Annotated in this window: 28 protein-coding genes and 4 tRNA genes; 26 read left to right on the top strand and 6 right to left on the bottom strand. The window is 40.1% G+C overall.

The genetic code is table 11. From position 1 onward, the window contains the following. Positions 1 to 10: 10 nt before the first annotated feature. The 16 genes from rplE to F928_RS16605 all read left to right on the top strand — a co-directional run bounded on the left by rplE (position 11) and on the right by F928_RS16605 (position 9411). Positions 11 to 547, top strand: coding sequence for a 50S ribosomal protein L5 (gene rplE, locus F928_RS16680; protein ID WP_002116961.1), 537 nt, complete (start codon positions 11 to 13; stop codon positions 545 to 547). A gap of 9 nt (positions 548 to 556) precedes the next feature. Continuing rightward, positions 557 to 862: a 30S ribosomal protein S14 gene (gene rpsN, locus F928_RS16675; protein ID WP_002049689.1), complete on the top strand. Its 306-nt coding sequence runs from the start codon at positions 557 to 559 to the stop codon at positions 860 to 862. A gap of 11 nt (positions 863 to 873) precedes the next feature. After that, on the top strand, positions 874 to 1269 hold the full coding sequence (gene rpsH / locus F928_RS16670; protein ID WP_002049732.1) for a 30S ribosomal protein S8: 396 nt from the start codon (positions 874 to 876) through the stop codon (positions 1267 to 1269). 13 nt (positions 1270 to 1282) lie between these two features. Continuing rightward, entirely contained in the window at positions 1283 to 1816 is a 534-nt protein-coding gene (gene rplF / locus F928_RS16665) for a 50S ribosomal protein L6 (RefSeq protein WP_002116801.1), read from the top strand. A 14-nt stretch (positions 1817 to 1830) separates the two neighbouring features. Further along, positions 1831 to 2181 (top strand): 50S ribosomal protein L18, encoded by a 351-nt coding sequence (rplR, locus tag F928_RS16660; RefSeq protein ID WP_002049741.1) that lies wholly within the window; start codon positions 1831 to 1833, stop codon positions 2179 to 2181. A 2-nt stretch (positions 2182 to 2183) separates the two neighbouring features. Next, positions 2184 to 2681: a 30S ribosomal protein S5 gene (gene rpsE, locus F928_RS16655; RefSeq protein ID WP_001141025.1), complete on the top strand. Its 498-nt coding sequence runs from the start codon at positions 2184 to 2186 to the stop codon at positions 2679 to 2681. 6 nt (positions 2682 to 2687) lie between these two features. Continuing rightward, positions 2688 to 2864, top strand: coding sequence for a 50S ribosomal protein L30 (rpmD, locus tag F928_RS16650; RefSeq protein ID WP_000849088.1), 177 nt, complete (start codon positions 2688 to 2690; stop codon positions 2862 to 2864). Between the two features lie 3 nt (positions 2865 to 2867). Beyond that, the gene (gene rplO, locus F928_RS16645; RefSeq protein ID WP_002116985.1) at positions 2868 to 3308 is read left to right on the top strand and encodes a 50S ribosomal protein L15; all 441 of its coding nucleotides are present in this window, start codon (positions 2868 to 2870) and stop codon (positions 3306 to 3308) included. A 45-nt stretch (positions 3309 to 3353) separates the two neighbouring features. After that, positions 3354 to 4673 carry a preprotein translocase subunit SecY gene (secY, locus tag F928_RS16640; protein WP_014207743.1) on the top strand — a complete coding sequence of 440 codons (1320 nt, stop codon included), beginning with the start codon at positions 3354 to 3356 and terminating at the stop codon, positions 4671 to 4673. Positions 4674 to 4693: 20 nt separating this feature from the next. Continuing rightward, complete coding sequence (gene rpmJ / locus F928_RS16635; RefSeq protein WP_000867907.1) at positions 4694 to 4810, top strand: 50S ribosomal protein L36; 117 nt, start codon at positions 4694 to 4696, stop codon at positions 4808 to 4810. A gap of 106 nt (positions 4811 to 4916) precedes the next feature. Beyond that, positions 4917 to 5273, top strand: a complete 357-nt coding sequence (gene rpsM / locus F928_RS16630) for a 30S ribosomal protein S13 (RefSeq protein WP_000090816.1) — start codon at positions 4917 to 4919, stop codon at positions 5271 to 5273. A 19-nt stretch (positions 5274 to 5292) separates the two neighbouring features. Continuing rightward, positions 5293 to 5679, top strand: coding sequence for a 30S ribosomal protein S11 (rpsK, locus tag F928_RS16625; protein ID WP_001040166.1), 387 nt, complete (start codon positions 5293 to 5295; stop codon positions 5677 to 5679). A 12-nt stretch (positions 5680 to 5691) separates the two neighbouring features. Further along, a complete protein-coding gene (gene rpsD, locus F928_RS16620) occupies positions 5692 to 6318 on the top strand; it encodes a 30S ribosomal protein S4 (RefSeq protein WP_000135204.1) in 627 nt (208 codons plus the stop codon). A gap of 17 nt (positions 6319 to 6335) precedes the next feature. Then, positions 6336 to 7343 (top strand): DNA-directed RNA polymerase subunit alpha, encoded by a 1008-nt coding sequence (gene rpoA / locus F928_RS16615; RefSeq protein WP_002116730.1) that lies wholly within the window; start codon positions 6336 to 6338, stop codon positions 7341 to 7343. Between the two features lie 18 nt (positions 7344 to 7361). Beyond that, positions 7362 to 7739 carry a 50S ribosomal protein L17 gene (gene rplQ / locus F928_RS16610; RefSeq protein WP_002049717.1) on the top strand — a complete coding sequence of 126 codons (378 nt, stop codon included), beginning with the start codon at positions 7362 to 7364 and terminating at the stop codon, positions 7737 to 7739. A gap of 181 nt (positions 7740 to 7920) precedes the next feature. Further along, positions 7921 to 9411, top strand: a complete 1491-nt coding sequence (locus tag F928_RS16605) for a flavin-containing monooxygenase (RefSeq protein ID WP_002116796.1) — start codon at positions 7921 to 7923, stop codon at positions 9409 to 9411. Positions 9412 to 9461: 50 nt separating this feature from the next. Here the strand turns inward: F928_RS16605 and F928_RS16600 are convergent, their stop codons facing one another. Further along, positions 9462 to 10634, bottom strand: coding sequence for an acyl-CoA dehydrogenase family protein (locus tag F928_RS16600; protein ID WP_002116790.1), 1173 nt, complete (start codon positions 10632 to 10634; stop codon positions 9462 to 9464). 188 nt (positions 10635 to 10822) lie between these two features. Between F928_RS16600 and F928_RS16595 the strand changes: the two genes are divergently transcribed. The 5 genes from F928_RS16595 (at position 10823) to F928_RS16575 (ending at position 16385) form a co-directional block, all read left to right on the top strand. Next, positions 10823 to 11080, top strand: coding sequence for an FAD assembly factor SdhE (locus F928_RS16595; RefSeq protein ID WP_002117064.1), 258 nt, complete (start codon positions 10823 to 10825; stop codon positions 11078 to 11080). Positions 11081 to 11086: 6 nt separating this feature from the next. Then, positions 11087 to 11476, top strand: a complete 390-nt coding sequence (locus tag F928_RS16590) for a hypothetical protein (RefSeq protein ID WP_005078321.1) — start codon at positions 11087 to 11089, stop codon at positions 11474 to 11476. A gap of 770 nt (positions 11477 to 12246) precedes the next feature. Next, positions 12247 to 13335 (top strand): hypothetical protein, encoded by a 1089-nt coding sequence (locus F928_RS16585; RefSeq protein ID WP_002116869.1) that lies wholly within the window; start codon positions 12247 to 12249, stop codon positions 13333 to 13335. 84 nt (positions 13336 to 13419) lie between these two features. After that, positions 13420 to 13995 carry a rhombosortase gene (rrtA, locus tag F928_RS16580; RefSeq protein WP_005078319.1) on the top strand — a complete coding sequence of 192 codons (576 nt, stop codon included), beginning with the start codon at positions 13420 to 13422 and terminating at the stop codon, positions 13993 to 13995. 179 nt (positions 13996 to 14174) lie between these two features. Further along, complete coding sequence (locus tag F928_RS16575) at positions 14175 to 16385, top strand: TRAP transporter large permease subunit (RefSeq protein WP_002116854.1); 2211 nt, start codon at positions 14175 to 14177, stop codon at positions 16383 to 16385. Between the two features lie 168 nt (positions 16386 to 16553). Here the strand turns inward: F928_RS16575 and F928_RS16570 are convergent, their stop codons facing one another. The 4 genes from F928_RS16570 to rnr form a co-directional block, all read right to left on the bottom strand. Next, a complete protein-coding gene (locus F928_RS16570; protein ID WP_002117093.1) occupies positions 16554 to 16985 on the bottom strand; it encodes a hypothetical protein in 432 nt (143 codons plus the stop codon). 11 nt (positions 16986 to 16996) lie between these two features. Continuing rightward, positions 16997 to 17206, bottom strand: coding sequence for a YheV family putative zinc ribbon protein (locus F928_RS16565; protein WP_002117042.1), 210 nt, complete (start codon positions 17204 to 17206; stop codon positions 16997 to 16999). Positions 17207 to 17246: 40 nt separating this feature from the next. Then, complete coding sequence (gene prlC, locus F928_RS16560; RefSeq protein WP_016802635.1) at positions 17247 to 19301, bottom strand: M3 family metallopeptidase; 2055 nt, start codon at positions 19299 to 19301, stop codon at positions 17247 to 17249. 135 nt (positions 19302 to 19436) lie between these two features. Continuing rightward, positions 19437 to 21854, bottom strand: a complete 2418-nt coding sequence (rnr, locus tag F928_RS16555) for a ribonuclease R (RefSeq protein ID WP_005078314.1) — start codon at positions 21852 to 21854, stop codon at positions 19437 to 19439. Between the two features lie 261 nt (positions 21855 to 22115). On the opposite strand from rnr, the gene F928_RS16550 reads away from it, so the two are divergent. The 5 genes from F928_RS16550 (at position 22116) to F928_RS16530 (ending at position 23224) form a co-directional block, all read left to right on the top strand. Beyond that, positions 22116 to 22206: transfer RNA gene (locus tag F928_RS16550), tRNA-Ser, on the top strand. A gap of 10 nt (positions 22207 to 22216) precedes the next feature. Then, positions 22217 to 22293 (top strand) — tRNA-Arg (locus tag F928_RS16545). A 39-nt stretch (positions 22294 to 22332) separates the two neighbouring features. After that, a tRNA-Arg gene (locus F928_RS16540) sits at positions 22333 to 22409 on the top strand. A 39-nt stretch (positions 22410 to 22448) separates the two neighbouring features. After that, positions 22449 to 22525: transfer RNA gene (locus F928_RS16535), tRNA-Arg, on the top strand. A 105-nt stretch (positions 22526 to 22630) separates the two neighbouring features. Beyond that, entirely contained in the window at positions 22631 to 23224 is a 594-nt protein-coding gene (locus F928_RS16530; protein ID WP_005078312.1) for an HAD-IB family hydrolase, read from the top strand. Between the two features lie 64 nt (positions 23225 to 23288). On the opposite strand, the gene F928_RS16525 is transcribed toward F928_RS16530, so the two are convergent. Then, positions 23289 to 25463 carry a beta strand repeat-containing protein gene (locus F928_RS16525; protein ID WP_005078309.1) on the bottom strand — a complete coding sequence of 725 codons (2175 nt, stop codon included), beginning with the start codon at positions 25461 to 25463 and terminating at the stop codon, positions 23289 to 23291. Positions 25464 to 25572 lie beyond the last annotated feature (109 nt).

Here is a 25572-nt window from a genome sequence, read left to right as displayed (position 1 = left end):
TGAAAAGGCAATGGCCAGACTTAAAGCACGTTACAACGAAGAACTTAAAGCGAAGTTACAAGAAGAACTTAGCATTAAGAACGTGATGGAAATTCCACGCATCACAAAAATTACCCTAAACATGGGTGTAGGCGCAGCTGCAACTGATAAGAAATTATTAGATGGCGCTGTAGTCGACATGCAATTAATTGCTGGTCAAAAACCAGTAATTACACTTGCTCGTAAATCTATCGCTGGTTTCAAAATCCGTGATGGTTGGCCGATTGGTTGTAAAGTTACTTTACGTGGCGACCAAATGTACGAATTCTTGGACCGTTTGATCTCAATCGCAATCCCTCGTATCCGTGACTTCCGTGGTTTCTCTTCGAAATCATTTGATGGTCGTGGTAACTACTCAATGGGTTTGAAAGAGCAAATCGTTTTCCCTGAAATCGATTTCGATAAGATTGATCGTATTCGTGGTATGGATATTACTATTACTACGACTGCTCGCACCGATGACGAAGGCCGTGCGCTTATGCGTGCATTCGGCTTCCCGTTCAAATAAGAGGTCGATATGGCTAAGAAAGGTATGATTAATCGCGAATTGAAACGCGAAAAAACAGTTGCTAAATACGCTGCAAAACGTGCTGAATTAAAAGCTACGATTGCAAACGTAAATGCAAGTGAAGAAGAGCGTTTCGAAGCGATGTTAAAGTTACAAGCATTGCCACGTAATGCATCTCCGGTACGTCTTCGTAACCGTTGTGGTTTAACTGGTCGTCCTCATGGTTACTTCCGTAAGTTCGGTTTAAGCCGTAACAAATTACGTGACACAGTAATGCAGGGTGATGTACCAGGCGTTGTTAAGGCAAGCTGGTAAGGAGCGACTAAATGAGTATGCAAGATACCGTTGCCGACATGCTAACACGTGTTCGTAACGCACAAATGGCTAAGAAACAAACTGTTTCTATGCCTTCTTCTAAGTTGAAAGTTGCAATTGCAAACGTACTTCAACAAGAAGGTTATATTTCAAATGTAGAAGTTGCTCAAGAAGAGACAAAATCTACTTTGACAATTACTTTAAAATATTTCGAAGGCAAACCAGTTATCGAAATGGTTAAACGCGTAAGCCGTCCAGGTCTTCGCCAATACCGTGGTAAAGATAAACTTCCAAGCGTTAAGCAAGGTTTAGGTATTGCAATTGTTTCTACAAGCAAAGGCATCATGACTGATCGCGCTGCACGTGCTGCGGGCGTTGGTGGTGAAGTTATTGCTTTTGTTTCTTAATAGGTGATTCCTCATGTCTCGTGTGGCTAAAGCCCCAGTAACTGTACCTAATGGTGTAGCAGTTACTCAGAACGGCCGGCAGGTCGAAGTGAAAGGCAGCAAAGGTACATTGTCTTTCAACCTGCATGCGCTGGTCGAGCTAAAACAGGAAGAAGGTAAACTTCAACTTGCTCCAGTTAAAGAATCGAAAGATGCTTGGATGCAAGCTGGTACTGCTCGCGCTGTATTGAATAACCTTGTAAAAGGGGTTAGTGAAGGCTTCGAACGTAAGTTGCAGCTAGTTGGTGTTGGTTATAAAGCTGCGGTTAAAGGTACTGTTGTAAACCTTAACCTTGGTTTTTCACACCCAATTGACTACGCTTTACCTGAAGGTGTAACAGCGGAAACTCCAACTGCTACTGAAATCATTTTGAAATCAGCAAACAAGCAGTTGTTAGGTCAAGTAGCGGCAGAAATCCGTGCATATCGTTCTCCTGAACCATATAAAGGTAAAGGTGTTCGTTATTCGGATGAAGTCATTCTTCGTAAAGAAGCTAAGAAGAAATAAGGCGCGAGGTTCTTATGAACGAAAAGAAACAATCCCGTTTGCGTCGTGCGAAAAGCACACGCTTGCACATTCGTGCATTGGGTGCGACTCGTTTGTGTGTAAACCGCACTCCGCGTCACATCTATGCTCAAGTTATTTCAGCAGATGGTGGCAAAGTTTTAGCACAAGCTTCAACTTTGGATGCATCTTTACGTAGCGGTACTACAGGTAATGTAGACGCGGCTACTAAAGTAGGCGCTTTAATCGCAGAGCGTGCGAAAGCAGCTGGTGTAACTAAAGTTGCATTTGACCGTTCTGGTTTTAAATATCATGGTCGTATCAAAGCCTTGGCTGATGCTGCTCGTGAAAACGGCTTGGAGTTCTAATCATGGCTAAAGTTGAACAAAACGAAGGTCTTGTTGAAAAGCTGGTTGCCGTTGATCGTGTAGCCAAAGTTGTTAAGGGTGGTCGTATCTTCTCTTTCACAGCATTAACTGTGGTGGGTGATGGTAATGGTCGTGTTGGTTTTGGTCGTGGTAAAGCTCGTGAAGTTCCAGCTGCTATTTCTAAAGCACTTGAAGCTGCACGTCGCAACATGATTACTGTAGACCTTGCAGGTACTACTTTACAACACCCTGTGAATGCTCGTCATGGTGCAAGCCGTGTATATATGCAACCTGCTTCTGAAGGTACTGGCGTAATCGCTGGTGGCGCTATGCGTGCCGTTCTAGAAGCTGCAGGTGTACATAACGTACTTGCTAAATGTTATGGTTCTACTAATGCTGCAAACGTAGTAAACGCAACTTTCAAAGGTTTGCGTGATATGACTTCTCCTGAGAAAGTCGCTGCGAAACGTGGTAAATCAGTAGAAGAAATTCAAGGGTAATCAATCATGAAAACGATTAAAGTTACCCAGACTAAATCTTCTTCACATCGCTTGAAAAATCACAAGCTTTGCTTACAAGGTTTAGGTCTGCGTCGTATTGGTCATACTGTAGAAGTGCAAGATACGCCTTCTAACCGCGGTATGATCAACAAAGTCTACTATATGGTTAGTGTAGAGGAATAAGCCATGACTCTGCGTTTAAATGAACTTGCGCCTGCAGAAGGTGCAAAACGTGAACACCGTCGTTTAGGCCGTGGTATCGGTTCTGGCGTTGGTAAGACTGGTGGCCGTGGTGTCAAAGGTCAAAAATCACGTAAAAGTGGTGGCGTTCGTCCAGGCTTTGAAGGCGGTCAAACTGCGATTTATCGTCGTTTACCTAAATTCGGTTTCACTAGCCAAATCGCTTTAAAAACTGCTGAAGTACGTTTATCTGAGTTAAGCAAAGTTGAAGGCGACATCGTTAGCCTAGAAACTTTGAAAGCTGCGAATGTTGTTCGTCGTGACCAAATTCGTGCTCGTATCGTACTTTCTGGTGAAATCACTCGTGCATTCACTGTTCAAGGTGTTGCATTGACTAAAGGCGCTAAAGCTGCGATTGAAGCAGCTGGCGGTAAAGTCGAGGAGTAATCTCGAGTGTCTATGTCTCCTAGTTCTTCAGGTCATGTCAACATGATGAAAGGTCAGCCATTTCATGTGAAATACCGTGAAATTATTCGCCGGATGAGTTTTCTAATCGGTGCATTGCTGGTCTTTCGACTAGGAGCGCATATTCCAGTACCAGGCATTAATAATGCTGCGTTAGAAAATTTATTTCATGCGAACCAAGGAACTATTCTTGGGCTATTCAATATGTTTTCTGGCGGTGCTTTAGAGCGAATGTCTATTCTTGCTTTAGGGATTATGCCGTACATTTCTGCGTCAATTATTGTGCAGTTAATGTCTACTGTAATTCCATCACTTGAAGCCTTGAAAAAGGAAGGTGAGCAAGGTAAGCGTAAAATTAATCAGTATACACGTCAGGGCACATTGTTGCTTGCAGTGGTTCAAGCAGTTGGTATGTGCGCAGGTTTGATTGGTCAGGGTATTACTCTGTCAGTTGGTCTTGCGTTTTACATCCCAGCAGTAACTTCACTTGTCGCTGGAACTATGTTCTTAATGTGGCTAGGTGAGCAAATCACTGAAAGAGGTATTGGTAACGGTATCTCAATGATTATTTTTGCAGGTATTGTCGCTGGTTTGCCTAAACTAATTATGCAATCAGTTTCTTCTGTAGATAATGGTCAGACAAGTTTAATTGGTCTTGTAATCTTTGGTCTTTTGTCTTTAGGTGTATTGGCAGCTATTGTGTTTATTGAAAAAGCACAACGTCGCATTCCAGTAAACTATGCGCAAAAGCAACAAGGGCGTCGTATATTTACAGCACAGCAGACGCATTTGCCATTAAAAATTAATATGGCGGGTGTTATTCCTGCGATTTTTGCAAGTTCTTTACTCTTGTTCCCGGCAAGTCTTGGTCAATGGGTGGGAAGTGCAGATCCAAATGCTGGTTTTATTAAAAGCAGCTTACAAGATTTAGCTTTAGTATTGTCGCCTGGACAGCCTTTGTATTTGGTGCTCTTTGGTGCGTTAATTATCTTTTTCTGTTACTTTTATACGGCTTTAGTATTTAGCCCTAAGGAAGTATCAGAAAATCTAAAACGCAGCGGAGCTTATGTGCCTGGTATTCGCCCAGGTGAGCAAACTGCTCGTTACTTAGATCATATTCTTAATCGTTTGACGTTTATTGGTGCGATTTATATTACGGTCATTTGTTTAATGCCAATGATTCTACAAAGCTCTTTTGGGATTCCATTCTATTTGGGTGGTACCTCATTATTGATCGTAGTTGTCGTGGTTATGGACTTTATGGCTCAGCTACAAGCGCATTTAACATCTCATCAATATGACAATCAAACATTAATGAGAAAAACGACTGCTCATCCTAAGGGATAAGCGCACTTAGAGGTTTCATCATGAAAGTACAAGCTTCTGTAAAGAAAATTTGTGGTAGCTGTAAAGTTATCCGTCGTAATGGGGTTATTCGCGTAATTTGTAGCGCAGAACCTCGTCATAAGCAGCGTCAAGGTTAATCTAATCAAGACCTGTTGATTTCAGTAGGCGAATTGGGTTAATATCCGCCCCTCAAGATTTTTGTGGGGCGGTTGATTATCTCTACTGCCTTTTTGGAGAAAGTGAATGGCTCGTATTGCCGGTGTAAACATTCCGGATAACAAGCATGCTGTTATCTCCCTCACTTACATCTTTGGTATCGGTCGCCACACTGCTAAGAATATCTTAGCTACAGTTGGTATTACTGAAACTACTAAGATCCGTGAGTTGGACGATGCTCAGCTTGATGCGATTCGTGCAGAAGTTGCTAAGGTTCCTACCGAAGGTGACTTACGTCGCGAAATTTCCATGAACATTAAACGTTTAATGGATTTGGGTTGCTACCGCGGCCTTCGCCATCGTCGCAGCTTGCCTGTCCGTGGTCAACGCACCAAAACTAACGCACGTACCCGTAAAGGTCCGCGCAAACCGATTAAAAAGTAAGATTTCTGGAAGCTAAAAGATGGCTAAAGATACTCGCACACGCAAGAAGGTCACTCGTACCGTCTCTGAAGGTGTTGCACACATTCACGCGTCTTTTAATAACACCATTGTTACGATTACTGATCGTCAAGGTAATGCATTGGCTTGGGCCACCTCAGGTGGACAAGGCTTCCGTGGTTCACGTAAATCAACTCCGTTTGCTGCTCAGGTAGCTGCTGAAGTTGCTGGTAAAGCAGCTTTAGATTACGGTTTGAAAAATCTGGACGTCCTTGTAAAAGGTCCTGGTCCAGGTCGTGAGTCTGCGGTTCGTGCATTAGGCGCAGTGGGTTATAAGATTAACAGCATTACCGATGTGACTCCAATTCCTCACAACGGTTGCCGTCCACCTAAAAAACGTCGCGTGTAAGGAGAAACATTCATGGCTCGTTATATTGGTCCAAAATGCAAACTCTCTCGCCGCGAAGGGACAGACCTGCAACTTAAATCTGGCGTTAAACCATTTGACGTCAAAACTAAAAAAGCTAACAAAGCACCTGGTCAACATGGTCAGGCACGCGGTGGTAAGCAATCTGAGTATTCACTACAATTACGTGAAAAACAAAAAGTCCGTCGTATTTACGGTGTGTTAGAACGTCAATTTAGTAACTACTATAAAGAAGCAGCTCGTGTTAAAGGCGCAACAGGTGAGAACTTGTTGAAATTGCTTGAAAGCCGTCTTGATAACGTTGTTTATCGCATGGGTTTTGGTTCTACACGTGCAGAAGCTCGTCAGTTAGTAAGTCACCGTAGCATTACTTTGAATGGTCGTCGTGTAAACATCGCATCTATTCAAGTTAAAGCTGGTGATGTAATTGCGGTTCACGAAGGTGCTAAACAACAATTGCGTATTAAAAACGCGATTGAGTTAGCTGCACAACGTGGTATTCCAGCTTGGATCGAAGTTGATCATTCTAAGCTTGAAGGTACGTTTAAAGCTGCACCAGATCGTTCTGATTTACCTGCTGAAATCAACGAAAGCTTGATTGTAGAATTGTATTCTAAATAATCCTTGAGGTAGCAATAATGACGCGTACTGCAAACGAGTTTCTAACTCCGCAAGCGATCAAGGTCGAAGCGGTAAGCGGGACCTCGGCAAAAGTGATTCTAGAACCTTTAGAGCGTGGTTTTGGCCACACTCTAGGTAATGCTTTACGTCGCATTCTATTGTCTTCTTTACCTGGCGCTGCTGTGGTTGAAGTAGAAATAGAAGGTGTCGAGCACGAGTACAGTACTTTAGAAGGCTTGCAGCAGGACATCGTCGAGCTCTTGCTGAACCTAAAAGGATTGTCTATTAAGCTGTTCGATCAAAATGAAGCATATTTAACATTAGAAAAACAAGGTCCTGGCGATATTACTGCTGCTGACCTTCGTTTACCTCATAATGTTGAAGTGGTTAACCCAGAACATTTAATCGGTACTTTAAGTGCTTCAGGCTCATTAAAAATGCGCTTGAAAGTTGCTCAAGGTCGTGGTTATGAAACATCTGATTCTCGTTTCCCTGAAGGTGAAACACGTCCTGTTGGTCGTTTGCAATTAGATGCTTCTTATAGCCCGATTAAGCGTGTTTCTTACACCGTTGAAAATGCGCGTGTAGAACAACGTACCGATTTAGATAAACTGGTAATCGACCTTGAAACAAATGGAACGGTTGATCCTGAAGAAGCTATCCGCAAAGCGGCAACAATCTTGCAACAACAAATTGCAATTTTTGTTGATCTTCAGAAAGACCAAACTCCAGTTGCTCAAGAGCCTCGTGAAGAAGTTGACCCAATCTTGCTTCGCCCAGTAGATGATCTAGAGCTTACTGTTCGTTCTGCTAACTGTTTGAAAGCAGAAAATATTTACTACATTGGTGATCTTGTTCAACGTACTGAAGTTGAGTTATTAAAAACTCCTAACCTTGGTAAAAAATCGTTAACAGAGATCAAAGATGTTTTGGCATCGAAAGGCTTACAACTCGGTATGCGTCTTGAAAACTGGCCACCAGCTAGTCTTCGTATGGACGACCGTTTTGCCTATCGTAGCCGTTAATTAAGTAGGACTATCACCATGCGTCATCGTAATAGTGGTGTGAAATTAGGCCGTACAAGCAGCCATCGTAAAGCGATGTTCCAAAACTTGGCTAATTCTTTATTTGAACACGAGTTGATCAAAACAACTGTGCCTAAAGCTAAAGAATTACGTCGTGTTGCTGAGCCTTTAATCACTCTAGCAAAAAACGATACTGTAGCAAATCGTCGTTTAGCATTTGCTCGTACTCGTAATGCTGCAACTGTTGGTAAATTATTTACCGTACTCGGCCCTCGTTACAAAGAACGTAACGGCGGTTATCTACGTGTTCTTAAAGCGGGCTTCCGTGCTGGTGATGCAGCACCGATGGCTTACGTTGAGCTTGTAGATCGTGAAGTAAACACTTCAGCTGAATAATTGATTTTATTCAAAAAAGACCGGTTTTATACCGGTCTTTTTTATTTCTATTCACAAAATAAATTATAAAAATGTCCTCAAGTGACATAAAAAAGCAGATAAACGGTCAAACTTGACATTGTGTATTGTCAAAATTGTGTTTTAATAAACTTATATTCTCAACAATGGGTATAAAAATAAAATGGAAAAGCAAGTTGATATTTTAATCATTGGCGCAGGTATTTCAGGAATCGGAATTGCTGCCCATTTGTCAAAAAATTCACCACAACGACAATTCGAGATTTTAGAACGTCGTGAGTCTTTTGGTGGAACATGGGATCTTTTCCGTTATCCTGGTATCCGTTCAGATTCAGATATGTCTACCTTTGGTTTTAACTTTAAACCATGGTGTAAAGCGAATGTATTAGCTGATGGTGCTTCTATTAAAGGATATTTAGGTGAAGTAATTAATGAATTTAAATTAAAAGAAAAAATTCATTTTGGTCATCGCGTACTTTCTGCTAATTATGATTCGGCTTCAAAAAAATGGCAGGTTGTAGTCGAAGATAGCAATAAAAAACAGCAGACTTGGATTGCTAACTTTGTGGTCGGTTGTACAGGTTACTATAATTATGATCAGGGTTATGCGCCTTCTTTCCCAAATCAAGAAGCATTTAAAGGGCAACTCATTCACCCACAGCATTGGCCTGAAAACTTAGATTACACAGGTAAAAAGGTGGTTATTATTGGTAGTGGTGCAACAGCGATTACTTTAGTACCAGCAATGGCTAAAGGTGGGGCAGGTCATGTGACCATGTTGCAGCGTTCACCAACATATATTGCTAGCGTTCCTTCTATCGATTTTATCTATGAAAAAACGCGTAAATTTATGTCTGAAGAGGCAGCTTATAAATTTACTCGAGCTCGCAACATTGGTATGCAGCGCGCTATTTATGCGCTGTCTCAGAAACATCCTAAAACTGTACGTCGTTTACTTTTAAAAGCAATTGAAGTGCAGCTTAAAGGTAAGGTTGATATGAAGCATTTTACACCTTCATACAATCCTTGGGATCAGCGTTTATGTGTAGTGCCAGATGGGGACTTGTTTAAGATTTTACGTGAAGGCAAAGCGAGCGTAGAAACTGATCAAATCGAGAAATTTACTGAAAAAGGTATTTTACTTAAATCTGGCAAACATCTTGATGCTGATATCGTTGTTTCTGCAACAGGATTACAAGTTCAGATTATGGGCGGAGTTCAGGCGACTCTTGATGGGAAACCAATCAACTCATCTGAACATATGCTTTATAACGGCATAATGCTAAGTGATGTACCGAATATGGCTATGATTATTGGCTATGTAAATGCTTCATGGACACTCAAAGTAGATATCGCTGCCGAATATATTTGTCGCTTATTAAACTATATGGACAAAAATAGTTATGATGAAGTGATTCCATCAGGTGATAAGACTGTGATGGAAGAAGATACTGTAATGGGTAAACTATCTTCAGGTTATATTAATCGTGCAGCACATGAACTTCCTAAACAAGGTAAGCGTGCTCCATGGCAGGTGACTAATAACTATTTAGAAGATAGAAAGTCTTTGAAAAATGCAAAATTTGAAGATGGCATTCTTCATTTTCATAAGCGTTCTGAAGCGAATGAGCGTAAACCAAAATTAGTATCTTAAGTCCTGTTAAATAAAAAAAGGGGCGTAATGCCCCTTTTTTTGTGAAGGTATTAAAGTGTTCTTGAAATTAATTCTTTCATGATTTCATTTGTACCTGCATAAATTCGATTTGCTCGATGATCAATGTATGCACGTGCAATTGGATATTCAAGCATATAGCCATAACCACCATGTAACTGAAGACATTCATCTACAATCTTTGAGAACATATCAGAAATTTTATATTTAGCAGCAGCTGCAGCTTCGACACTCAATTTTTCTTCAAGTTGTAATTCCATACAACGATCTAAATAAGTACGACAGAAATCGATTTCTGTTCTAAGTTCCGCAAGTTTGAAGCGCGTATTTTGAAATGCGCCAATAGGTTTACCAAATGCCTTGCGATCTTTTGTATATTGGACGGTATGTGCAAATGCTGCTTCAGCACCTGCCTGACAAATAATAGCAACTAACATTCGTTCCCATGCTAATTCTTTCATGAGCATGATAAAGCCCATACCTTCCATGCCTAAAAGGTTTTCTTTAGGAACGCGAACGTTATCAAAGAATAATTCGCAGGTATCTTGGCCTTTCATACCAATTTTGTTTAGTGGTTTACCTTTACTAAAACCAGCTCTGTCTGCTTCTACAATAATTAAGGATAAGTTCGCCGAACCTTTCTCACTATTACCAGTCTTACAAACAACTACGGCCATGTCGCATAAGTAGCCATTTGTAATAAAAATTTTAGAACCATTAATGACATATTCATCACCCTCAAGTACGGCGGTGGTTCTTACCGCTTGTAAATCTGAGCCAGTGCCTGGTTCCGTCATTGCAATAGCAGTAACAACTTCTCCAGTTGCCATTTTGGGTAACCATTTTTGTTTTTGCTCTTCATTACCAAAATTATTAACGTAATTAGCAACAATATCGGAATGTAGAGAAAAACCTGTACTTGAGTCCATCGCATACGCTTGTTCTTCAATAAGAATCATACTGTATAGGCGATCTACCCCAGAGCCACCATATTCCTCTGGCATTGTGGTGCAAAGAAGACCTAGTTCTCCAGCTTTATTCCAAAGATCTCGGTCAACATGTTGCTGTTTTTCATATTTCTCTATATTGGGAACGACTTCCTTTTCATAGAATTTACGCACTGTCTCACGGAAGGCTTCGTGTTCTTCATTGAATAATTGTCTTGGTAACATATTTGGAATAGGACGGATGGCACCAGATTGCATTTGTATTTCTTCCTTGGTTCAGGTGTGATGTTATGCCCTAAACATACGTAAGCATTTCATGCCTAACAATGTGATGAATGCTCAATTATGCGGATAAGATGATAAATTTGGTCAATTTGATATTTTTAGCGATCTTTAGGATGTGATCAGGTAAACTAGGCGCACTATCAACACAGATGGGGACGTAAATGTCTGACGAAATGACCTTGGAAGAACGTAAAGTAATTTATCGAGCACGCCGCGGCTTAAAAGAAATTGACGTCTATTTTGACCCGTATGTAAAAAACTATTATTTAAAAGCTGATCCAGCAGAAAAAGCATTATTTGCAGAGTTAGTCGATCAAGAAGATCCGGATTTATTAGATTGGTTCATGGAAGTTTCTGAACCTCCACGTACTGAGTTACGTGAATTTATTTATAAACTAAAACAGTATGTGCATGGCTAAACTGTTTTGATAAAAGAATTAAATTTTGAGCTGAAATATAGCCTTGTCTCGGTAATATTTCAGCTTTTTGTTGGTTTGGGTTTAGCAATCCTGCTTTATCAATTATTAACACCGATATGGTGGCTATGTGCTGTCATTCTTCTATTTATTGGTTTTATTTTCTTTCTAAAGCAAGCCCAAATATCTCAAATTGAATATTTAGATCAAAAATTATGGTCGGTTGCATATTTTTCGAAAAAAGAAATTTACCGCGCGGAAATTACTAAAATAATTGATTATCAGTTATTTGTAGTTATTTATCTTGAAGAAACTCCTACGAACATAGCTATTGTTTGGTTCGATCAGCTTCCTATTCAGCAGTGGAAAAGATTAAAAGTTTTAGAAAAGCTCTATTAATTGTTAGACAATTCTACAATTGTATATTTATTTAAAAATTATAAAAAACAAAAACTTAATAATTTTTTTATTCATTAAACGTCGGATTGTCTAATTAAAATATAGAAAAAAGCCAAGGAAATATGATTGTCTGACAATTTTGCCTATAGGTAGCTATTTGATCGGTTAAAGTACAAACACCAACGTAAAGTGTGTCGGAGGTCTCAAAATGGAGATGCCAACATGGTCGTTCTTGGTCATTGCCATCATTCTGGCAGTGGTGATAGGAAGAGCAGGAACTTTACTCAGGGAACATCTTAACAAAGTTAGTTTTAACAAGGTTAAGAGACAGAGGATGCAAGGTCGTCGATCAGTCAATTATTAAAATTGGTTAATCGATTAATTTCATCAAGTGTCCAGTTTATAACTGGGTGCGATTGTAGTAAGGAGGTCTCTCATGGAGATTTCAATGTGGATGTTTCTGTTAATTGCAGTTGTTATGGCTGTAGTAGTAGGAAGAGCAGGAACTTTACTTAAGGATTATATAGAACAAAAATAATATAAGCCGTTAAAAGCTTATCCCAGTTAATAAGTAGCATGTGCTGAACCGTCGCAATGCTACTTTTTTTTGCCTAAAATTTCTGTTTCCTCAAAAAACTGTCAATTTTATCTGCTGTGAAGTGTGTCAAAGTATAAGCGCTACAATTAGAGTAATTACTCTTTTATTCAAGATATGCATCTGCTAATGTACATCTGAAAAGGAAAAAACAAATTACATAGAGGACAGGAAGATGTCTAAAGTCCAAAAAATAAGCCAAGGTTTGGCGGTGAGTTTTCTTGCAGCTTCAGTTTTATCAGGTTGTTCATACGTCGTGAAAACCGGAGCAAATGTTGCTCTAGGTTTTACGGAAAAGCACGTCGTTCCACCTATTTTGGCAATGCAAGATGCTGAAATGGTATGTAATACCGGTAGTGCGTTAACACCTGCAATCATGTCTACTAAAGGGATGGGTGCAGATCCGACACGTGTTGCAGTATTAATGTATGCAGCATCAGGTGTATGTGCGGAAAATCAAGCTTTAGAACAAGAACTGCGTTATTTACGTGCTTCAAAAGCAGGTCAAGTGACAGAAGCCCAAGATGCACGTATTGCACAGAAGCGTTGGGCAGCAATTGCAGCTGAACGTCAGTATACAGGCTATAAGTTATTTGCTGATCGTTGGGAATCTAAATATAAATATCACTTAGGTGACTCTTGCCCAACGATGCGTAATGATACTGATCAAACCGTTTATTTACTTGGCATGATCAGTGGTCTTCAGGCTGTGACCAACGATATTAACTCAGGCGGCGCAGTCAATGTTCCTAAAGATATTGCTGCTATTGTAGAGCGTGGCATGGTTTGTCTTGATAATGAAAAATTCTGGGGCGCACCTAATGCAACGCGTGCTGTTATCTGGACTTTATTGCCAGGTGCTGATGAAGGGAAACCTGATCCATACCAAACTTTAAAACATTCAATTCAGATTGGTGAGAAAAAAGGTGTTCGCTTATCTCATGCCTTATATGCCGTAGCTGCCCAAGCAAGTGGTGATGATGCAAAAATCCGTGATGCATTAAGATCTTATGCGGCGTCTCAAGCTGATGACAAACCTGTCAATCCTAACTTTAAGTTAATTGATAGTATGGCTGGCCTTATTGTACGTGGTATCTCTGACCGTTACTGGACTGAACATACTGGTGTACGTACCGGAGATGATGGTATGTCTCATTTCTGGGATGATAAGAATGAAGGTGCAGCAGAGCTAGATGAGTTGTTTGATGGGGGAGCCGCTTCTGAAGTTCCTGCTGATTCATCTGCTCCACCAGCAGCGCAGTAAAGAATATTTGAAAGACTAACTTCTTGCGACTCTATTGTTAAGTTCTACAATAATCGTAAGGAGTTTAATTTCAAGGAGTGTGCCATGAAGGATCATGTACTGAATAGTAAAGTGCTTTTGGTCGCAGTGTGCATTTCCATATCTGCTTGTCTACAGGTGTTTCCTGATACTTTTATTTATTGGCGCGAAAGTTTACTTGGCGAATTCTGGCGTTTATGGACTGCACATTGGGTACACGTTGGATGGGTTCATTTCCTTTTAAATATGATGGCATTCGCCTGTTTACCCTTTATCTTTCCACATACAAAAGCATGGCATCTTCTAAGTCTACTTTTGCTATTGCCACCTTTTATTAGTTTGGTGTTCTACTTTTATTTACCTTATATCGAAGCTTATGCAGGCCTGTCTGGTGTCTTACATGGGCTATATACAGCGGTTGCTTTAGTCTATCTGCAATATCGTAAAGAACGAAATTTTGCTTTGCTGGTTTTAGGGTTAATTATTGCCAAACTTATATGGGAAAACACTTTTGGGCAAACAGGGACCGCTCAGTTAATAGGGAGTCCAGTTTTAACTGAAGCTCATCTATATGGAGCAATTGGTGGAGCAATCTTTGGAGGATGCTATTGGCTTTTCCAGAGATTAAAAAAGAAACATTGACAATACAAACTGTTAAAAAAGAGATTTTAGTCATTCTTTATTAACAAAGTTTGATGCAAATTTGATCGTTGAATAAAGGGATTGGTAGAAGGGGGATGGATTTAACCCCTGACCAAGAAAAATTGCATGACTCAATTCTTTAATTTTTAGGGACTTGAGAGAACAAAATTGGAATATTTATGCAAGAACATCAAGAAAAAAGATCTGGATTAGGTCTGCTGGGTTATATCTGGAACGAATGGATCTCAACATTCGTCATCCTCATTCTGCTATTAATGACGCTAATTATTGGTACCGGGGAAATGATCCACGGACAATTATTACGTATCGGGGAACGTCTTTATGGCGACCCTGCTACAGGTATGCAATATTCTTTTTTGCGTGCTGAGCCTGAAAAGCCAACTTGTGATCGACATCCAAATATCGAGGCTCAAGTAAAAGAACAAATGAAAGCGAATGCGTCTGATGATTTCGCGAGTTTCTTTGGTGCAGCATCGGAAAGTGATGTCCGTGCATCACTACTCGCAGCGCAGCAACAATGTGATGAAAAATATCAGTTCTATGATAAAGCAATCGCTTATATGGATGCACATCCAAGTATCCGTACGTATCGAACAATAGAAACCTCTTTTTTTGGTCTCTTTAAATTTGGTACTGAAAATAGGGCAATGCTTTTAGTTGTGATGGTTGTTTTGGCCGCGATAACTGCGACATTGAAGACACATCATATCGGTTTACGTAGCCCAGCAACGAAAATTGATTTTCGTGTATATTCAATTGCGATGTTATTTGCTAATGGTCTTTTAACATCATCAACGATTAGTCAATATCGTTCGGTAACGGGTTCGGGGGTGCCTGTAGCAATTGAAATGCAAGTGATTTACTGGTTATGGATTACGTTATTTGCGATTTTGACATTAATCAGTTTATTTCAGTTGATTAAATCTCCAACCCCGACGAAAGAGGGGGGGAATCTTGGGCTTGCTTTCTTAAGTGTGCCACTTTATGCCTATATGGCAATTATTACTGGTATTGCATTTACTTTCTTTATGGATTATCCAATGGGACAAGGTATTTACCTTGGACAGTTGGTTGAATTCTCAAGTATCTTTTTAAATCTTGCTCTATTTATATGGGCAGGTATGTTACTTAAACAAACACGTATAGTTGATTTATTTCTTAATATACTACGGCCTTGGAATCTAGCACCTGAAACTTTAACCTGGTTAATTCTAATTGCAGCAGCTTTACCTACAGCTTATACAGGGGCTTCGGGTATCTTCGTTATTGCAGCTGGTGCAATTATTTATAAAGAAGTCTGGAATGCAGGTGGTCGCCGTCAATTCGCTTTGGCAGCAACAGCTATGTCTGGTTCATTAGGTGTTGTGTTACGACCATGTTTGCTGATTGTTGTTGTTGCGTCTTTGAATAAAGAAGTCACAACAGATTTGTTATATCACTATGGGATATATACATTTCTGCTGTCTTCAACTTTATTTTTAATAGTTTCTTTATTTTTTGCTGAGCAAAAATTTCGTATTGCACCAGTAAAAATAGCATTTCCTAAATCCTTACGCGCTTTTGTTCCTGTATCGCCATATATTGTTATTTTTATCCTAATCTGGTTGTTTTACAAGCATGCCTTGGCAACAGATTTGAATGAGTTCACAGCACCAGTCATGATGCCTGTAATCTTATTACTAATGGTGCTATTTGATAAGTTACGTAGGGAGCCTGCTCCGTTAGCACCAGTCGGTCATTGGGATAGTACCCTTAATGTTTATACTGCTCCAGCCGATGGTTCTCAGCCTGTACCTCAAGTCAAGTCTACAGATGATCCACGTAATCCTGAGCGTAGAGTTTCTTTCCGATCAGCTTTACACACAGCTACAAGTGAAACTGTTGGACATATTGGTGCATTAGTTATTCTAATGGCATTGTCTGTAAGTGTCGGTGGATTCTTGGAACGAATCGAAATTATGGAGGCTTTCCCAACAGATATTAATAGTCTATTTGTTGTGATCTCTTTGATTGTGATTCTCATGGTATTTGTTGGGATGATCATGGATCCATTCGGTGCTGTTATTTTAATTTCAGCAACCGTAGCACCCGTAGCATATAAATACGGAATTGATCCTGTGCATTTCTGGATGATCGCTTTAATTGGTTTTGAGCTTGGCTATATTACTCCTCCAGTTGCTTTAAACCACTTATTGGCGAGACAAGCAATTGGCGACGATGAGGTATCTGAAGCAGATGCAGAAGTTCGTCATAAATCATTCTTCTACCGCTTCGAGCGATGGGTACTTCCACTAATTGTAATGGTGCCTGCAATGCTTATTATTGCTTATGCACCTTACTTCTTTAAATTATTCGGTTGGTATCACTAATCTAATAATTTGAAGTAAATATCTTGATTAAAAAACACCCTCTTAAAGAGGGTGTTTTTTTGGATGATACAATATGAGTATTTTGCATTCGATAACAATCTAATTTTCTTCTTAAAATTAGAAAGCTAAAGATAGATAACTTTAGCTTTTTTAGATTTGATTGAAAAACTATTGCTGTTTAAGCTGAGCTTCCAGCAATTTAACTTGTTCTTCTTTGAGTTTAGTTAATTGATCCGCATCTGCATGCTGAGCTTTTAAGGTTGCTTCCTGATCTTTTAGCTGCCGATGAACATCTTCAAGTTTAGATACTTCTTCTTTTGCTAAAGACTCTTGGGCAGGGACAGGCTCTTTAAGCACATTTTCACTAACAAGTTGCTGAGAGCTTGCATTTTCAGCTAAGGGTTCAGAACTTGGTAATGGGTCAGCTGGTTTCGGTTTAGCAGGAGCAGGAGTCGAGGCAGGTTGTGGATCAACCAGTGGTGCTGACGACTCGGTTTTTTTAAAAAACCATTGCGCTGCAAAAAAAAGCACTACGACAATGCTTAAGCCCCCAATTAAAATCCATAATAATTTTGAGTTTTGTTTTCTTTGTAGTGGCATGTTTAAGACCTTTAGTCGGGACGACGTGGCTTGAACTGTATTACCCCAATTTCATCCGGTTCAGCAGGTGTTTCAGGCTCATCAACATGAGTCGGACGATTTTCGCTATAACCGCATTCGATACATTCAATCCATTCGTCTTCTGCGGTGGTTAGCATGATAATCCGATCCATGGCTTCACATTTTGGACATTTTGCCCCAGCAATGAAACGTTTTTTCATCTTTATCACCCTAACCACACGATCAATTTAGGCCCATAGTTTAAGCGGTTTTGTTGTCATTCGTCCAACCTTGATGACGTAACAATGCGTCAATTTTAGGCTCGCGTCCACGGAAATTAACAAATGCCTCAAGCGCAGTGTCTTTTCCACCCACAGCTAGAATTGCCTGACGGAATTCTTTACCGGTTTGAGTATTAAAAATACCTTCATTTTCAAAACGATCAAATGCATCGCTCGCTAAGACTTCTGCCCATTTGTAAGAGTAATAACCTGCGGCATAACCGCCAGCAAAAATATGACTAAAACTATGTTGGAAACGGTTGTAGTCGACAGTAGGAACGACCGCATATTGCTTACGAATATCGTTTAAGGTTTGCTGAATTTGCTCACTGTTCAGGGCAGGTGTTTTTGTGTGAATGGTCAAGTCAAATAATGCAAATTCAAGCTGACGTAAAGTTTGCATACCAGATTGAAAGAATCGGGCATTTAATAATGCATCTAGTAATTCTTGTGGCAAAGTCTGTTTACTATCGATGTGTTCACTTAATACATCTAGACTTTCTTTATCCCATGACCAGAATTCCATAAACTGGCTTGGTAGTTCTACTGCATCCCAAGCAACACCATGCGTTCCTGCAACCGAGATATTATCTACTTCGGTCAACATATGATGTAAACCATGTCCGAACTCATGGAACAAAGTAATCACTTCGTCATGAGTCAATAAAGCAGGTTGATCACCTACAGGAGGAGTGAAATTACACACCATATAGCAAATTGGTTTTTGTAAACCATGAAGTGTTTGCATGCGCGAGCGGAAGCCATTCATCCATGCGCCACCACGTTTGCCTGTACGTGCATAGATGTCAAAGAAGAAGCCACCAATCACTTGACCTTGGTCTTCTAATTCAAAATAACGTGCATCTGGATGCCAGACAGGTGCTTGTCTTTCAATAATGTTAATGCCGTATAGACGCTGCACAATCTGGAATAATCCCTGAATAACTTTAGGTGCAGGGAAATAAGGTTTTAATGCTTCTTGAGATAAGTTGAATTGTTGCTGTTTAAGTTTTTCAGAATAGTAAGTTGTATCCCAAGGTTTAAGCTCATCCACACCATCTTGTTTAGCAATTTTTTGAAGTTCGGCAACTTCTTGAAGCGCAGGAGCACGCGCATGCTCTGCTAGGTCAACCAAAAACTCATGTACTGTTTTTACGTCTGGTGCCATTTTACTTGCCAGAGAATATTCAGCATAGTTATTGAAACCAAGTAGTTTCGCCATTTCCTGACGAAGACTCAAAATTTCTTCCATAATTTTGCTGTTATCAAACTCAGTTTGTTCAGACTGATCAGATGCACGAGTCACATAAGCTCTATAAAGCTCTTCACGTAATGCACGGTCATCTGCATAAGTCATGATTGCAAAATATGCTGGGAAATCTAGGGTTGCTACAGCTTGGTCAAGTTCACGTTGTTTGCCGTACAGTTTTAATAACTCAATATTACTTTCTGGAAGACCTTTTAGCTGATCTTCGGTAAGTGGTTTAAAGTAAGCTTGTGTTGCATCAAGTACGTGGTTTGAAAAATCAGAAGAAAGCTGTGAAAGACGCGCAGAAATCTCTGCATAACGTTTTTTCTCTTCACCCTCTAAGGCTACACCTGAAAGTTTAAAGTCACGTAAAGCTAGATGGATAGCACTTTGCTGTGCAGGGCTAAGAGAGGTATAACTTTGACCATCATGGATGTGTTGATAGGTTTGATAAAGCGCCGTGTGTTGACCAAGCTGAGTGTAATATTCACTTAATGCTGGTAATAAAGATTGATAGACTTCTCTCGTTTCTGCATTGCTCATTACCGCGTTTAAATGCGATAAAACGCCCCATGATTCACTTAGATTATTTTCAAGTGTATCGACTTGCTCAAGTACGGCAAGTTGCTGAGTTACATCTGTAGGTGCAGCCGTAAGAGTATTTAAAAATTCCTGACCTGCTTGGATCGCTTGTTGAATGTCTTGTTTTAAATTTTCTAATTCAATTTGGTCAAAACGCGGAGTTGGTAAAGTCGCTTGCTGTAAAGTCATTGCTAATAGCCACATTATTTTTTAAACATGGTATTAGATGTAGGTCCTCTCAGGCTGGAAATCAAGCTTAATGTGTAAAATAACCCTTTTTAAAAAGAAATAAGTCTCCTATTGGAGACTTATTTCTGAAGTGTGATAATTATTTACTCACTATTCAGCCTTTGATTTTGCATTCGACTTTTTCTTTTTAGGCTTAGATTTTTTCTTCACCTTTTCTGATTTAGTCTCGGCTTTTGCTGAGGTTTTCTTACCAGATTTTTTGGTGTAAGAACTTGGCTTACTTTTTTCTTTCTTTTTGTGAACAGGTCGCTCACCATCACTACTGACAGTTGGTTTACTGAAAACTTCTTCAGTCGCCTGCGTAGTAGTTTTAGTCGTACGCGGCGCACGGCTACGAACTACTCGGCCTGCATGGGTAACTTGCTTAATGAGCTGAAAGTCAATTTTACGTTCTTCCAGATTGACACCAGCAACCTGAATTTTAACTTCATCGCCCAAACCAAAGACTTGACCACGATTTTGACCTACTAGATTTTGACTCGCTTGGTCATAAATAAAGAAGTCATCGCCGAGTTGGCTAATATGAATCATGCCATCGACATATAAATCTTTCAGTGTCACGAATAAACCGAATTCGGTCACCGCACTTACAATACCAATAAATTCATCACCTAGATGCTGCTGCATGTAGTGACATTTCAACCACGTCGTTACGCTACGAGAAGCTTCATCAGCACGGCGCTCTGTTTGAGAGAAATGTTCACCTGCATCATCTAGTGCAGCACCAGAGAGTGGATAAGGCTTTTGTTTCAAGTGAGCTTTAATGGCCCGGTGTAATAATAGGTCTGGGTAACGACGAATTGGCGAAGTGAAATGCGTATAAGCTTCATAAGCCAAACCATAGTGCCCTGCATTTTTTGCGCCATAATAAGCTTGCATCATTGAACGTAATAAGACGGCATGAATACTTGGTGCATCAATACGATCTTTAGTTGCTTCAATTACTCTTTGATAGTCTGCTTGAGTTGGTTGGTCAGGGAAGGGTAGCCCCAGTAATTTAACAAAGTCTTTTACTTTCTGAATACGTGAGAACTCTGGAGCTTCGTGCACGCGATACAACATTGGAACATCATGTTCTAATGCATATTCAGCCGCAGCAACGTTAGCAAGTAACATGCACTCTTCAATAAGTTTATGTGCTTCATTACGTGTACGTGGCAAAATTTCTTTAATCCCGCCTAGCTCATCAAAAGTCATGTAGGTTTCAATGGTTTCAAATTCCATTGCATGACGATCAGCACGTAAATTTTTCAAAATCTGATAAAGCTGGAAAAGCGTATTTAAAGATTTATGAACATCACGATCTTTTGGAATCGCATCTGTTGCGCCGTCAAAATATTGTGCTACCTGTGTATAGGTCAAACGTGCTTTTGAATGCATCACTGATGGATAAAAATCGTAACCAGTTACACGGCCTGTACGAGAGAGTTTCAAGTCACAGACCATACATAAACGGTCTACATGAGGGTTTAGAGAGCATAAGCCATTTGACAATGCCTCTGGTAGCATCGGTAATACGAAATGCGGGAAGTATACCGAAGTACCACGTTCCTCAGCTTCTTCATTGAGGGCTGAGTCTAAGCGTACATAATGGCTAACATCAGCAATTGCGACCACTACACGATAACCGCCACCTGGACGTTTTTCAGCATAAACCGCATCATCAAAATCTCGAGCATCTTCACCATCGATCGTAACTAATGCTAAATCTCGTAAATCAATGCGGCCTTCACGGTCTTGAGCAGATGGTTCTTTAAAGCTTTCAGCTTCTTTTATAACTTCATCTGGAAATTCGTAAGGTAAGCCAAACTCAAGAATAGTCTGCGGAATAATAATTTCTGTATCAGCTTTGTCGGCCATAGATTGAATAATATGCGCCGTCGCAAATTCTTCACGAGTCGGATAGCTGTCTATTGCGACACGTAGCATATCGCCAACATTTGCTTCAGCATGTGTTACCAGTTCTTTTTCTAAAGGAATAGGCTGGTGCTGATTTGGATTGTTGGGCTGAATAAAATATTCGCCATCGTGAACCGACAATTTACCAATTAATTGTTTAACACGATGTTGTAAAACTTCTGTGATAAATCCCCAAGGTTTGCCTTTACGATCAACTGAAGTCTGTCGCACTCTAACTCGGTCACCGTTAAAGACTAAACGTAATTCACGTTCAGGAAGTAAAAGGTCACTTTGACCATCGATATGCGCTGTGCCTAAACCTTTACTATTGATATAAACAGTTGCTTCATAGGTCGGTTGATCTGCCACCAACTGAAATTTAAACCCGTCTTTCATGATTTGACCATCACGAACCATAGCACTTAAGCGATGACTGAGTGCTTCAATACTTTTTTGGTCATGAATATTAAAATGATCGACAAGTTCTGCATGAGATTGCGGTGTCTGCAATTGTTCCAATGTATCTAAAATAAGAGTACGGCTTGGAATAGGATTGTCATAACGTTCAGCTTCAGCTTTCGCTTCGGGGTCAGCCCAGTTTTTTGTCATGTCGTTTGGTTTCACGCTTGGCAGATAAGTTTAGCATAAGTCATGCAGACCCGAACTGCACGTTTAGGTTTGCAATAATGTGTTATGCACTACAGTATTTTGATGAAGAAATAATATCTATCTTAACAAGCGTTTGATCGAAAAAGACGAAAATAATGAGAAAATTGCTTAAAAAATAATTCATTGAACTAAAAAACAAGAAAATTTCACTATGATGACTTGAACAATAGGGTTTTAGTTTGTATTATGGCGGCTCGTTCCGGTGAGGTGGATGAGTGGCTGAAATCACTTCCCTGCTAAGGAAGCATACCTATTACTGGTATCGAGGGTTCGAATCCCTCTCTCACCGCCATTTACTTAATGCGCTCATAGCTCAGCTGGATAGAGCACTTGGCTACGAACTAAGGGGTCGGGAGTTCGAATCTCTCTGAGCGCACCAAGTAAAATAGAACGAATCGCTGAAAGGCACACAAGTTACGCGCTCATAGCTCAGCTGGATAGAGCACTTGGCTACGAACTAAGGGGTCGGGAGTTCGAATCTCTCTGAGCGCACCAAGTAAAATAGAACGAATCGCTGAAAGGCACACAAGTTACGCGCTCATAGCTCAGCTGGATAGAGCACTTGGCTACGAACTAAGGGGTCGGGAGTTCGAATCTCTCTGAGCGCACCAACTTGAAGAATTAACCGCTTTTATAGCGGTTTTTTTGTGCCTGTTTTTTAGTACTTTAAAAAATCTAAATTTATAACTTTTTAATTATATTAGAGATAATCATAAATGAACTTAGCTTTATTTGACTTTGATGGCACGATCACTCATAACGATACATTCAGTCTATTCCTTAAATTTTCTTTAAATAAAAAAACTCAAATACTAGGTGGTATTCGACTTGCACCTTATATAGCGGGTTATAAGCTTGGATGGGTAACCGATAAAACTATCCGAACTAAACTCTGTCAGGTGGGATACGTGGGCTATGATGCAGATTCCCTAAAATATATGGGACAAGAGTTTGCTAAAAATGTCCTTCCTACCTGTGTGCGTCAAAATGCTTTGGAGCGTATTCTTTGGCATAAACAACAAGGTGATCAGGTTGTGGTTGTATCTGCATCATTAGGTGTTTATTTAGAAAGCTGGTGCCAATCTTTAGATTTAGAGGTTATATGTAATCAACTTGAAATACGTGATGGTATTTTAACAGGTGATTTTATTAATGGTGATTGCGGTTATTTAGAAAAAGTAAATAGAATAAAAAACAATTATGATTTAACTCAGTATTCTACAATTTATGCTTATGGTGATACACCTAATGATTATGCAATGTTAGAGCTGGCTCATAAGAAATATTATAGATGGGAAGAAGTAAATTAATATTTAAAAATATATTAATAAATAAAGCCACTTGTAATAAGTGGCTTTATTTTAACGACTTATATTAAACAGTATTGAAAGAGTTTTCTAAGAAGTTATCGGTAAGTAATGATGTAGGTACGATAGTATGCGTTGTATTAGTTACGCTTGATACTGTCGACGTTACACCACCGAGTAAGCTACCACCAGTTAATCCGCCTAGTAAATTAGAAATAACATCTAATCCGCCTTCACCAGTCACACCGCCCGTTAAGCTACCCACGATATCTGTTACGATGCCGATAGGGTTGTCTGTACCGCCAGTAACGCCACCAGTTAAGCCGCCTAGAAGGTCGGTCACTAAGCCAAGAGGGTTATCACCATCTACGCTACCAGTTAAACCGCCAAGTAAATCAGTGACTAAGCCTAGTGAGCTATCTCCACCAGTAACCCCACCAATAGTTCCTGTCAATCCACCAATGATTTCTGTTACTAAGCCAGTAGCAGTTGTGCCATTTGTAATCAGCGTATCGAGAATACCGGTAGCAGATTCAGTAGCACCTTGAATATCACCACCAACTAAATCAGAAACAACTTCAAGTGCACCGTTTACTGTGTCACGAGAAGTTTCGAAAGTTAATGTGCCGAGGTCTGCAAGTTCAGAAACAGGATGTTCTGCTTGTGGAAGAATGCTGATAATTGTATCTGCAACTGTATCAATGCCAGTGTTGATAATTTCAGTTTTTAAGCTTTCTACGCCCTGAAGAATATCAATACCGCCTTGAACAACATCAATCACTGGAGAGATTGGGGAAGTTCCACCACCGATACCACCTGTTACACCGCCAATAATGTCAGTAATTACTTCAAGTGGATTACCATCAACACCACCAGTTACGCCACCGATAATGTCAGTAATTACTTCAAGTGGATTACCGTCAACACCACCAGTTACACCGCCGATGATGTCAGTAATTACTTCAAGCGGGTTACCGTCAACACCGCCAGTTACACCACCAATAATGTCGGTTACCACGCCAAGTGGGCTATCACCACTTGTTGCGCCGCCGATAATGTTATTAATAATTCCAGTAGCAGTTGTGCCATTTGTAATCAGCGTATCGAGAATACCGGTAGCAGATTCAGTAGCACCTTGGATATCACCACCAACTAAATCAGAAACAACTTCAAGTGCACCGTTTACTGTGTCACGAGAAGTTTCGAAAGTTAAAGTGCCAAGATCTGCTAGGTCTGAAACAGGATATTCAGTTTGTGGAAGAATACCAATAATAGTATCAGCAACAGTGTCGATACCAGTATTGATGATCTCAGTTTTTAGACTCTCTACACCTTGTAGAATATCAATACCGCCTTGAACGACATCAATCACTGGAGCGATTGGAGATGTGCCATCACCGATACCGCCAGTTACGCCGCCGATAATATCAGTAATTACTTCAAGCGGATTACCGTCAACACCACCAGTTACACCACCGATAATGTCAGTAATTACTTCAAGCGGGTTACCGTCAACGCCACCAGTTACGCCACCGATGATGTCAGTAATTACTTCAAGCGGGTTGCCATCAACGCCACCAGTTACACCACCAACGACATCTGTAATGCTTCCGACAACGTCAGTAACAATACCTGTCGCAGTTGTACCATTAGTGATTAATGTTTCAACGACACCAGTAGCAGACTCAGTTGCGCCTTGAATGTCTCCACCCACTAGATCGGAAATGACTTCAAGCGTGCCATTTACTGTGTCACGAGAAGTTTCGAAAGTTAGAGTGCCAAGATCAGCAATTTCAGAAACAGGGTGTTCAGTTTGAGGAAGAACACCAATGATAGTATCAGCAACAGTGTCGATACCTGTGTTGATGATTTCAGTTTTTAGGCTTTCAACACCCTGAAGAATGTCGATACCACCTTGAACAACGTCAATAACTGGAGCAATTGGAGAAGTTCCAAGATCAATACCGCCAGTTACTCCGCCAATAATATTAGTTACTGTGTCTACAGGACTTGTAGAACCGATACTGCCAGTAACAGTACCAACGGCATCAGAAACAAGGCCTGTTGTGGTTGTTGTAAGAGTATTTGTTACTGTAGATAGAGTATCTGAAAGTAAACCAGAAGTTGATATCTGGCCTTCAATAGAAGAACTACCAGTTACAGTAGTGTTCACCGATACAATATTACCCAAATCTTGAGTAATTTTTGATATCGAAGATACGAGGTTTGTTAGTAAGAACATGTTGGTCTATTTCCTATATAATTTTGTATTTTTAAGTAAGTATGGGACTGTTCTAAATTTTGTGTAAGTACTTAATTTTCATTTATCCTTCAGAGGATAATTACAAAAG

The sequence above is a fragment of the Acinetobacter pittii ATCC 19004 = CIP 70.29 genome, from assembly GCF_000369045.1.
Classification (GTDB): Bacteria; Pseudomonadota; Gammaproteobacteria; order Pseudomonadales; family Moraxellaceae; genus Acinetobacter; species Acinetobacter pittii.
The sequence above is the reverse complement of the archived record's forward strand: the minus strand, read 5'-3'. Positions and strand labels throughout refer to the sequence as shown.

What these genes read in the sequence shown, in the direction of transcription:
- F928_RS16595 (WP_002117064.1), top strand. Translation starts at nt 10,823, where the DNA reads ATGTCTGACGAAATGACCTTGGAAGAACGTAAAGTAATTTATCGAGCA.
- secY (WP_014207743.1), top strand. Translation starts at nt 3,354, where the DNA reads ATGAAAGGTCAGCCATTTCATGTGAAATACCGTGAAATTATTCGCCGG.
- rpoA (WP_002116730.1), top strand. Translation starts at nt 6,336, where the DNA reads ATGACGCGTACTGCAAACGAGTTTCTAACTCCGCAAGCGATCAAGGTC.
- rpsH (WP_002049732.1), top strand. Translation starts at nt 874, where the DNA reads ATGAGTATGCAAGATACCGTTGCCGACATGCTAACACGTGTTCGTAAC.
- F928_RS16525 (WP_005078309.1), bottom strand. Translation starts at nt 25,463, where the DNA reads ATGTTCTTACTAACAAACCTCGTATCTTCGATATCAAAAATTACTCAA.
- F928_RS16600 (WP_002116790.1), bottom strand. Translation starts at nt 10,634, where the DNA reads ATGCAATCTGGTGCCATCCGTCCTATTCCAAATATGTTACCAAGACAA.
- F928_RS16575 (WP_002116854.1), top strand. Translation starts at nt 14,175, where the DNA reads ATGCAAGAACATCAAGAAAAAAGATCTGGATTAGGTCTGCTGGGTTAT.
- rnr (WP_005078314.1), bottom strand. Translation starts at nt 21,854, where the DNA reads ATGACAAAAAACTGGGCTGACCCCGAAGCGAAAGCTGAAGCTGAACGT.
- F928_RS16530 (WP_005078312.1), top strand. Translation starts at nt 22,631, where the DNA reads ATGAACTTAGCTTTATTTGACTTTGATGGCACGATCACTCATAACGAT.
- rpsE (WP_001141025.1), top strand. Translation starts at nt 2,184, where the DNA reads ATGGCTAAAGTTGAACAAAACGAAGGTCTTGTTGAAAAGCTGGTTGCC.
- rpsD (WP_000135204.1), top strand. Translation starts at nt 5,692, where the DNA reads ATGGCTCGTTATATTGGTCCAAAATGCAAACTCTCTCGCCGCGAAGGG.
- F928_RS16605 (WP_002116796.1), top strand. Translation starts at nt 7,921, where the DNA reads ATGGAAAAGCAAGTTGATATTTTAATCATTGGCGCAGGTATTTCAGGA.
- rplF (WP_002116801.1), top strand. Translation starts at nt 1,283, where the DNA reads ATGTCTCGTGTGGCTAAAGCCCCAGTAACTGTACCTAATGGTGTAGCA.
- rrtA (WP_005078319.1), top strand. Translation starts at nt 13,420, where the DNA reads ATGAAGGATCATGTACTGAATAGTAAAGTGCTTTTGGTCGCAGTGTGC.
- rplQ (WP_002049717.1), top strand. Translation starts at nt 7,362, where the DNA reads ATGCGTCATCGTAATAGTGGTGTGAAATTAGGCCGTACAAGCAGCCAT.
- rplE (WP_002116961.1), top strand. Translation starts at nt 11, where the DNA reads ATGGCCAGACTTAAAGCACGTTACAACGAAGAACTTAAAGCGAAGTTA.
- rplO (WP_002116985.1), top strand. Translation starts at nt 2,868, where the DNA reads ATGACTCTGCGTTTAAATGAACTTGCGCCTGCAGAAGGTGCAAAACGT.
- rpsM (WP_000090816.1), top strand. Translation starts at nt 4,917, where the DNA reads ATGGCTCGTATTGCCGGTGTAAACATTCCGGATAACAAGCATGCTGTT.
- rpsN (WP_002049689.1), top strand. Translation starts at nt 557, where the DNA reads ATGGCTAAGAAAGGTATGATTAATCGCGAATTGAAACGCGAAAAAACA.
- rpsK (WP_001040166.1), top strand. Translation starts at nt 5,293, where the DNA reads ATGGCTAAAGATACTCGCACACGCAAGAAGGTCACTCGTACCGTCTCT.
- prlC (WP_016802635.1), bottom strand. Translation starts at nt 19,301, where the DNA reads ATGTGGCTATTAGCAATGACTTTACAGCAAGCGACTTTACCAACTCCG.
- F928_RS16570 (WP_002117093.1), bottom strand. Translation starts at nt 16,985, where the DNA reads ATGCCACTACAAAGAAAACAAAACTCAAAATTATTATGGATTTTAATT.
- rpmD (WP_000849088.1), top strand. Translation starts at nt 2,688, where the DNA reads ATGAAAACGATTAAAGTTACCCAGACTAAATCTTCTTCACATCGCTTG.
- rpmJ (WP_000867907.1), top strand. Translation starts at nt 4,694, where the DNA reads ATGAAAGTACAAGCTTCTGTAAAGAAAATTTGTGGTAGCTGTAAAGTT.
- F928_RS16565 (WP_002117042.1), bottom strand. Translation starts at nt 17,206, where the DNA reads ATGAAAAAACGTTTCATTGCTGGGGCAAAATGTCCAAAATGTGAAGCC.
- rplR (WP_002049741.1), top strand. Translation starts at nt 1,831, where the DNA reads ATGAACGAAAAGAAACAATCCCGTTTGCGTCGTGCGAAAAGCACACGC.
- F928_RS16585 (WP_002116869.1), top strand. Translation starts at nt 12,247, where the DNA reads ATGTCTAAAGTCCAAAAAATAAGCCAAGGTTTGGCGGTGAGTTTTCTT.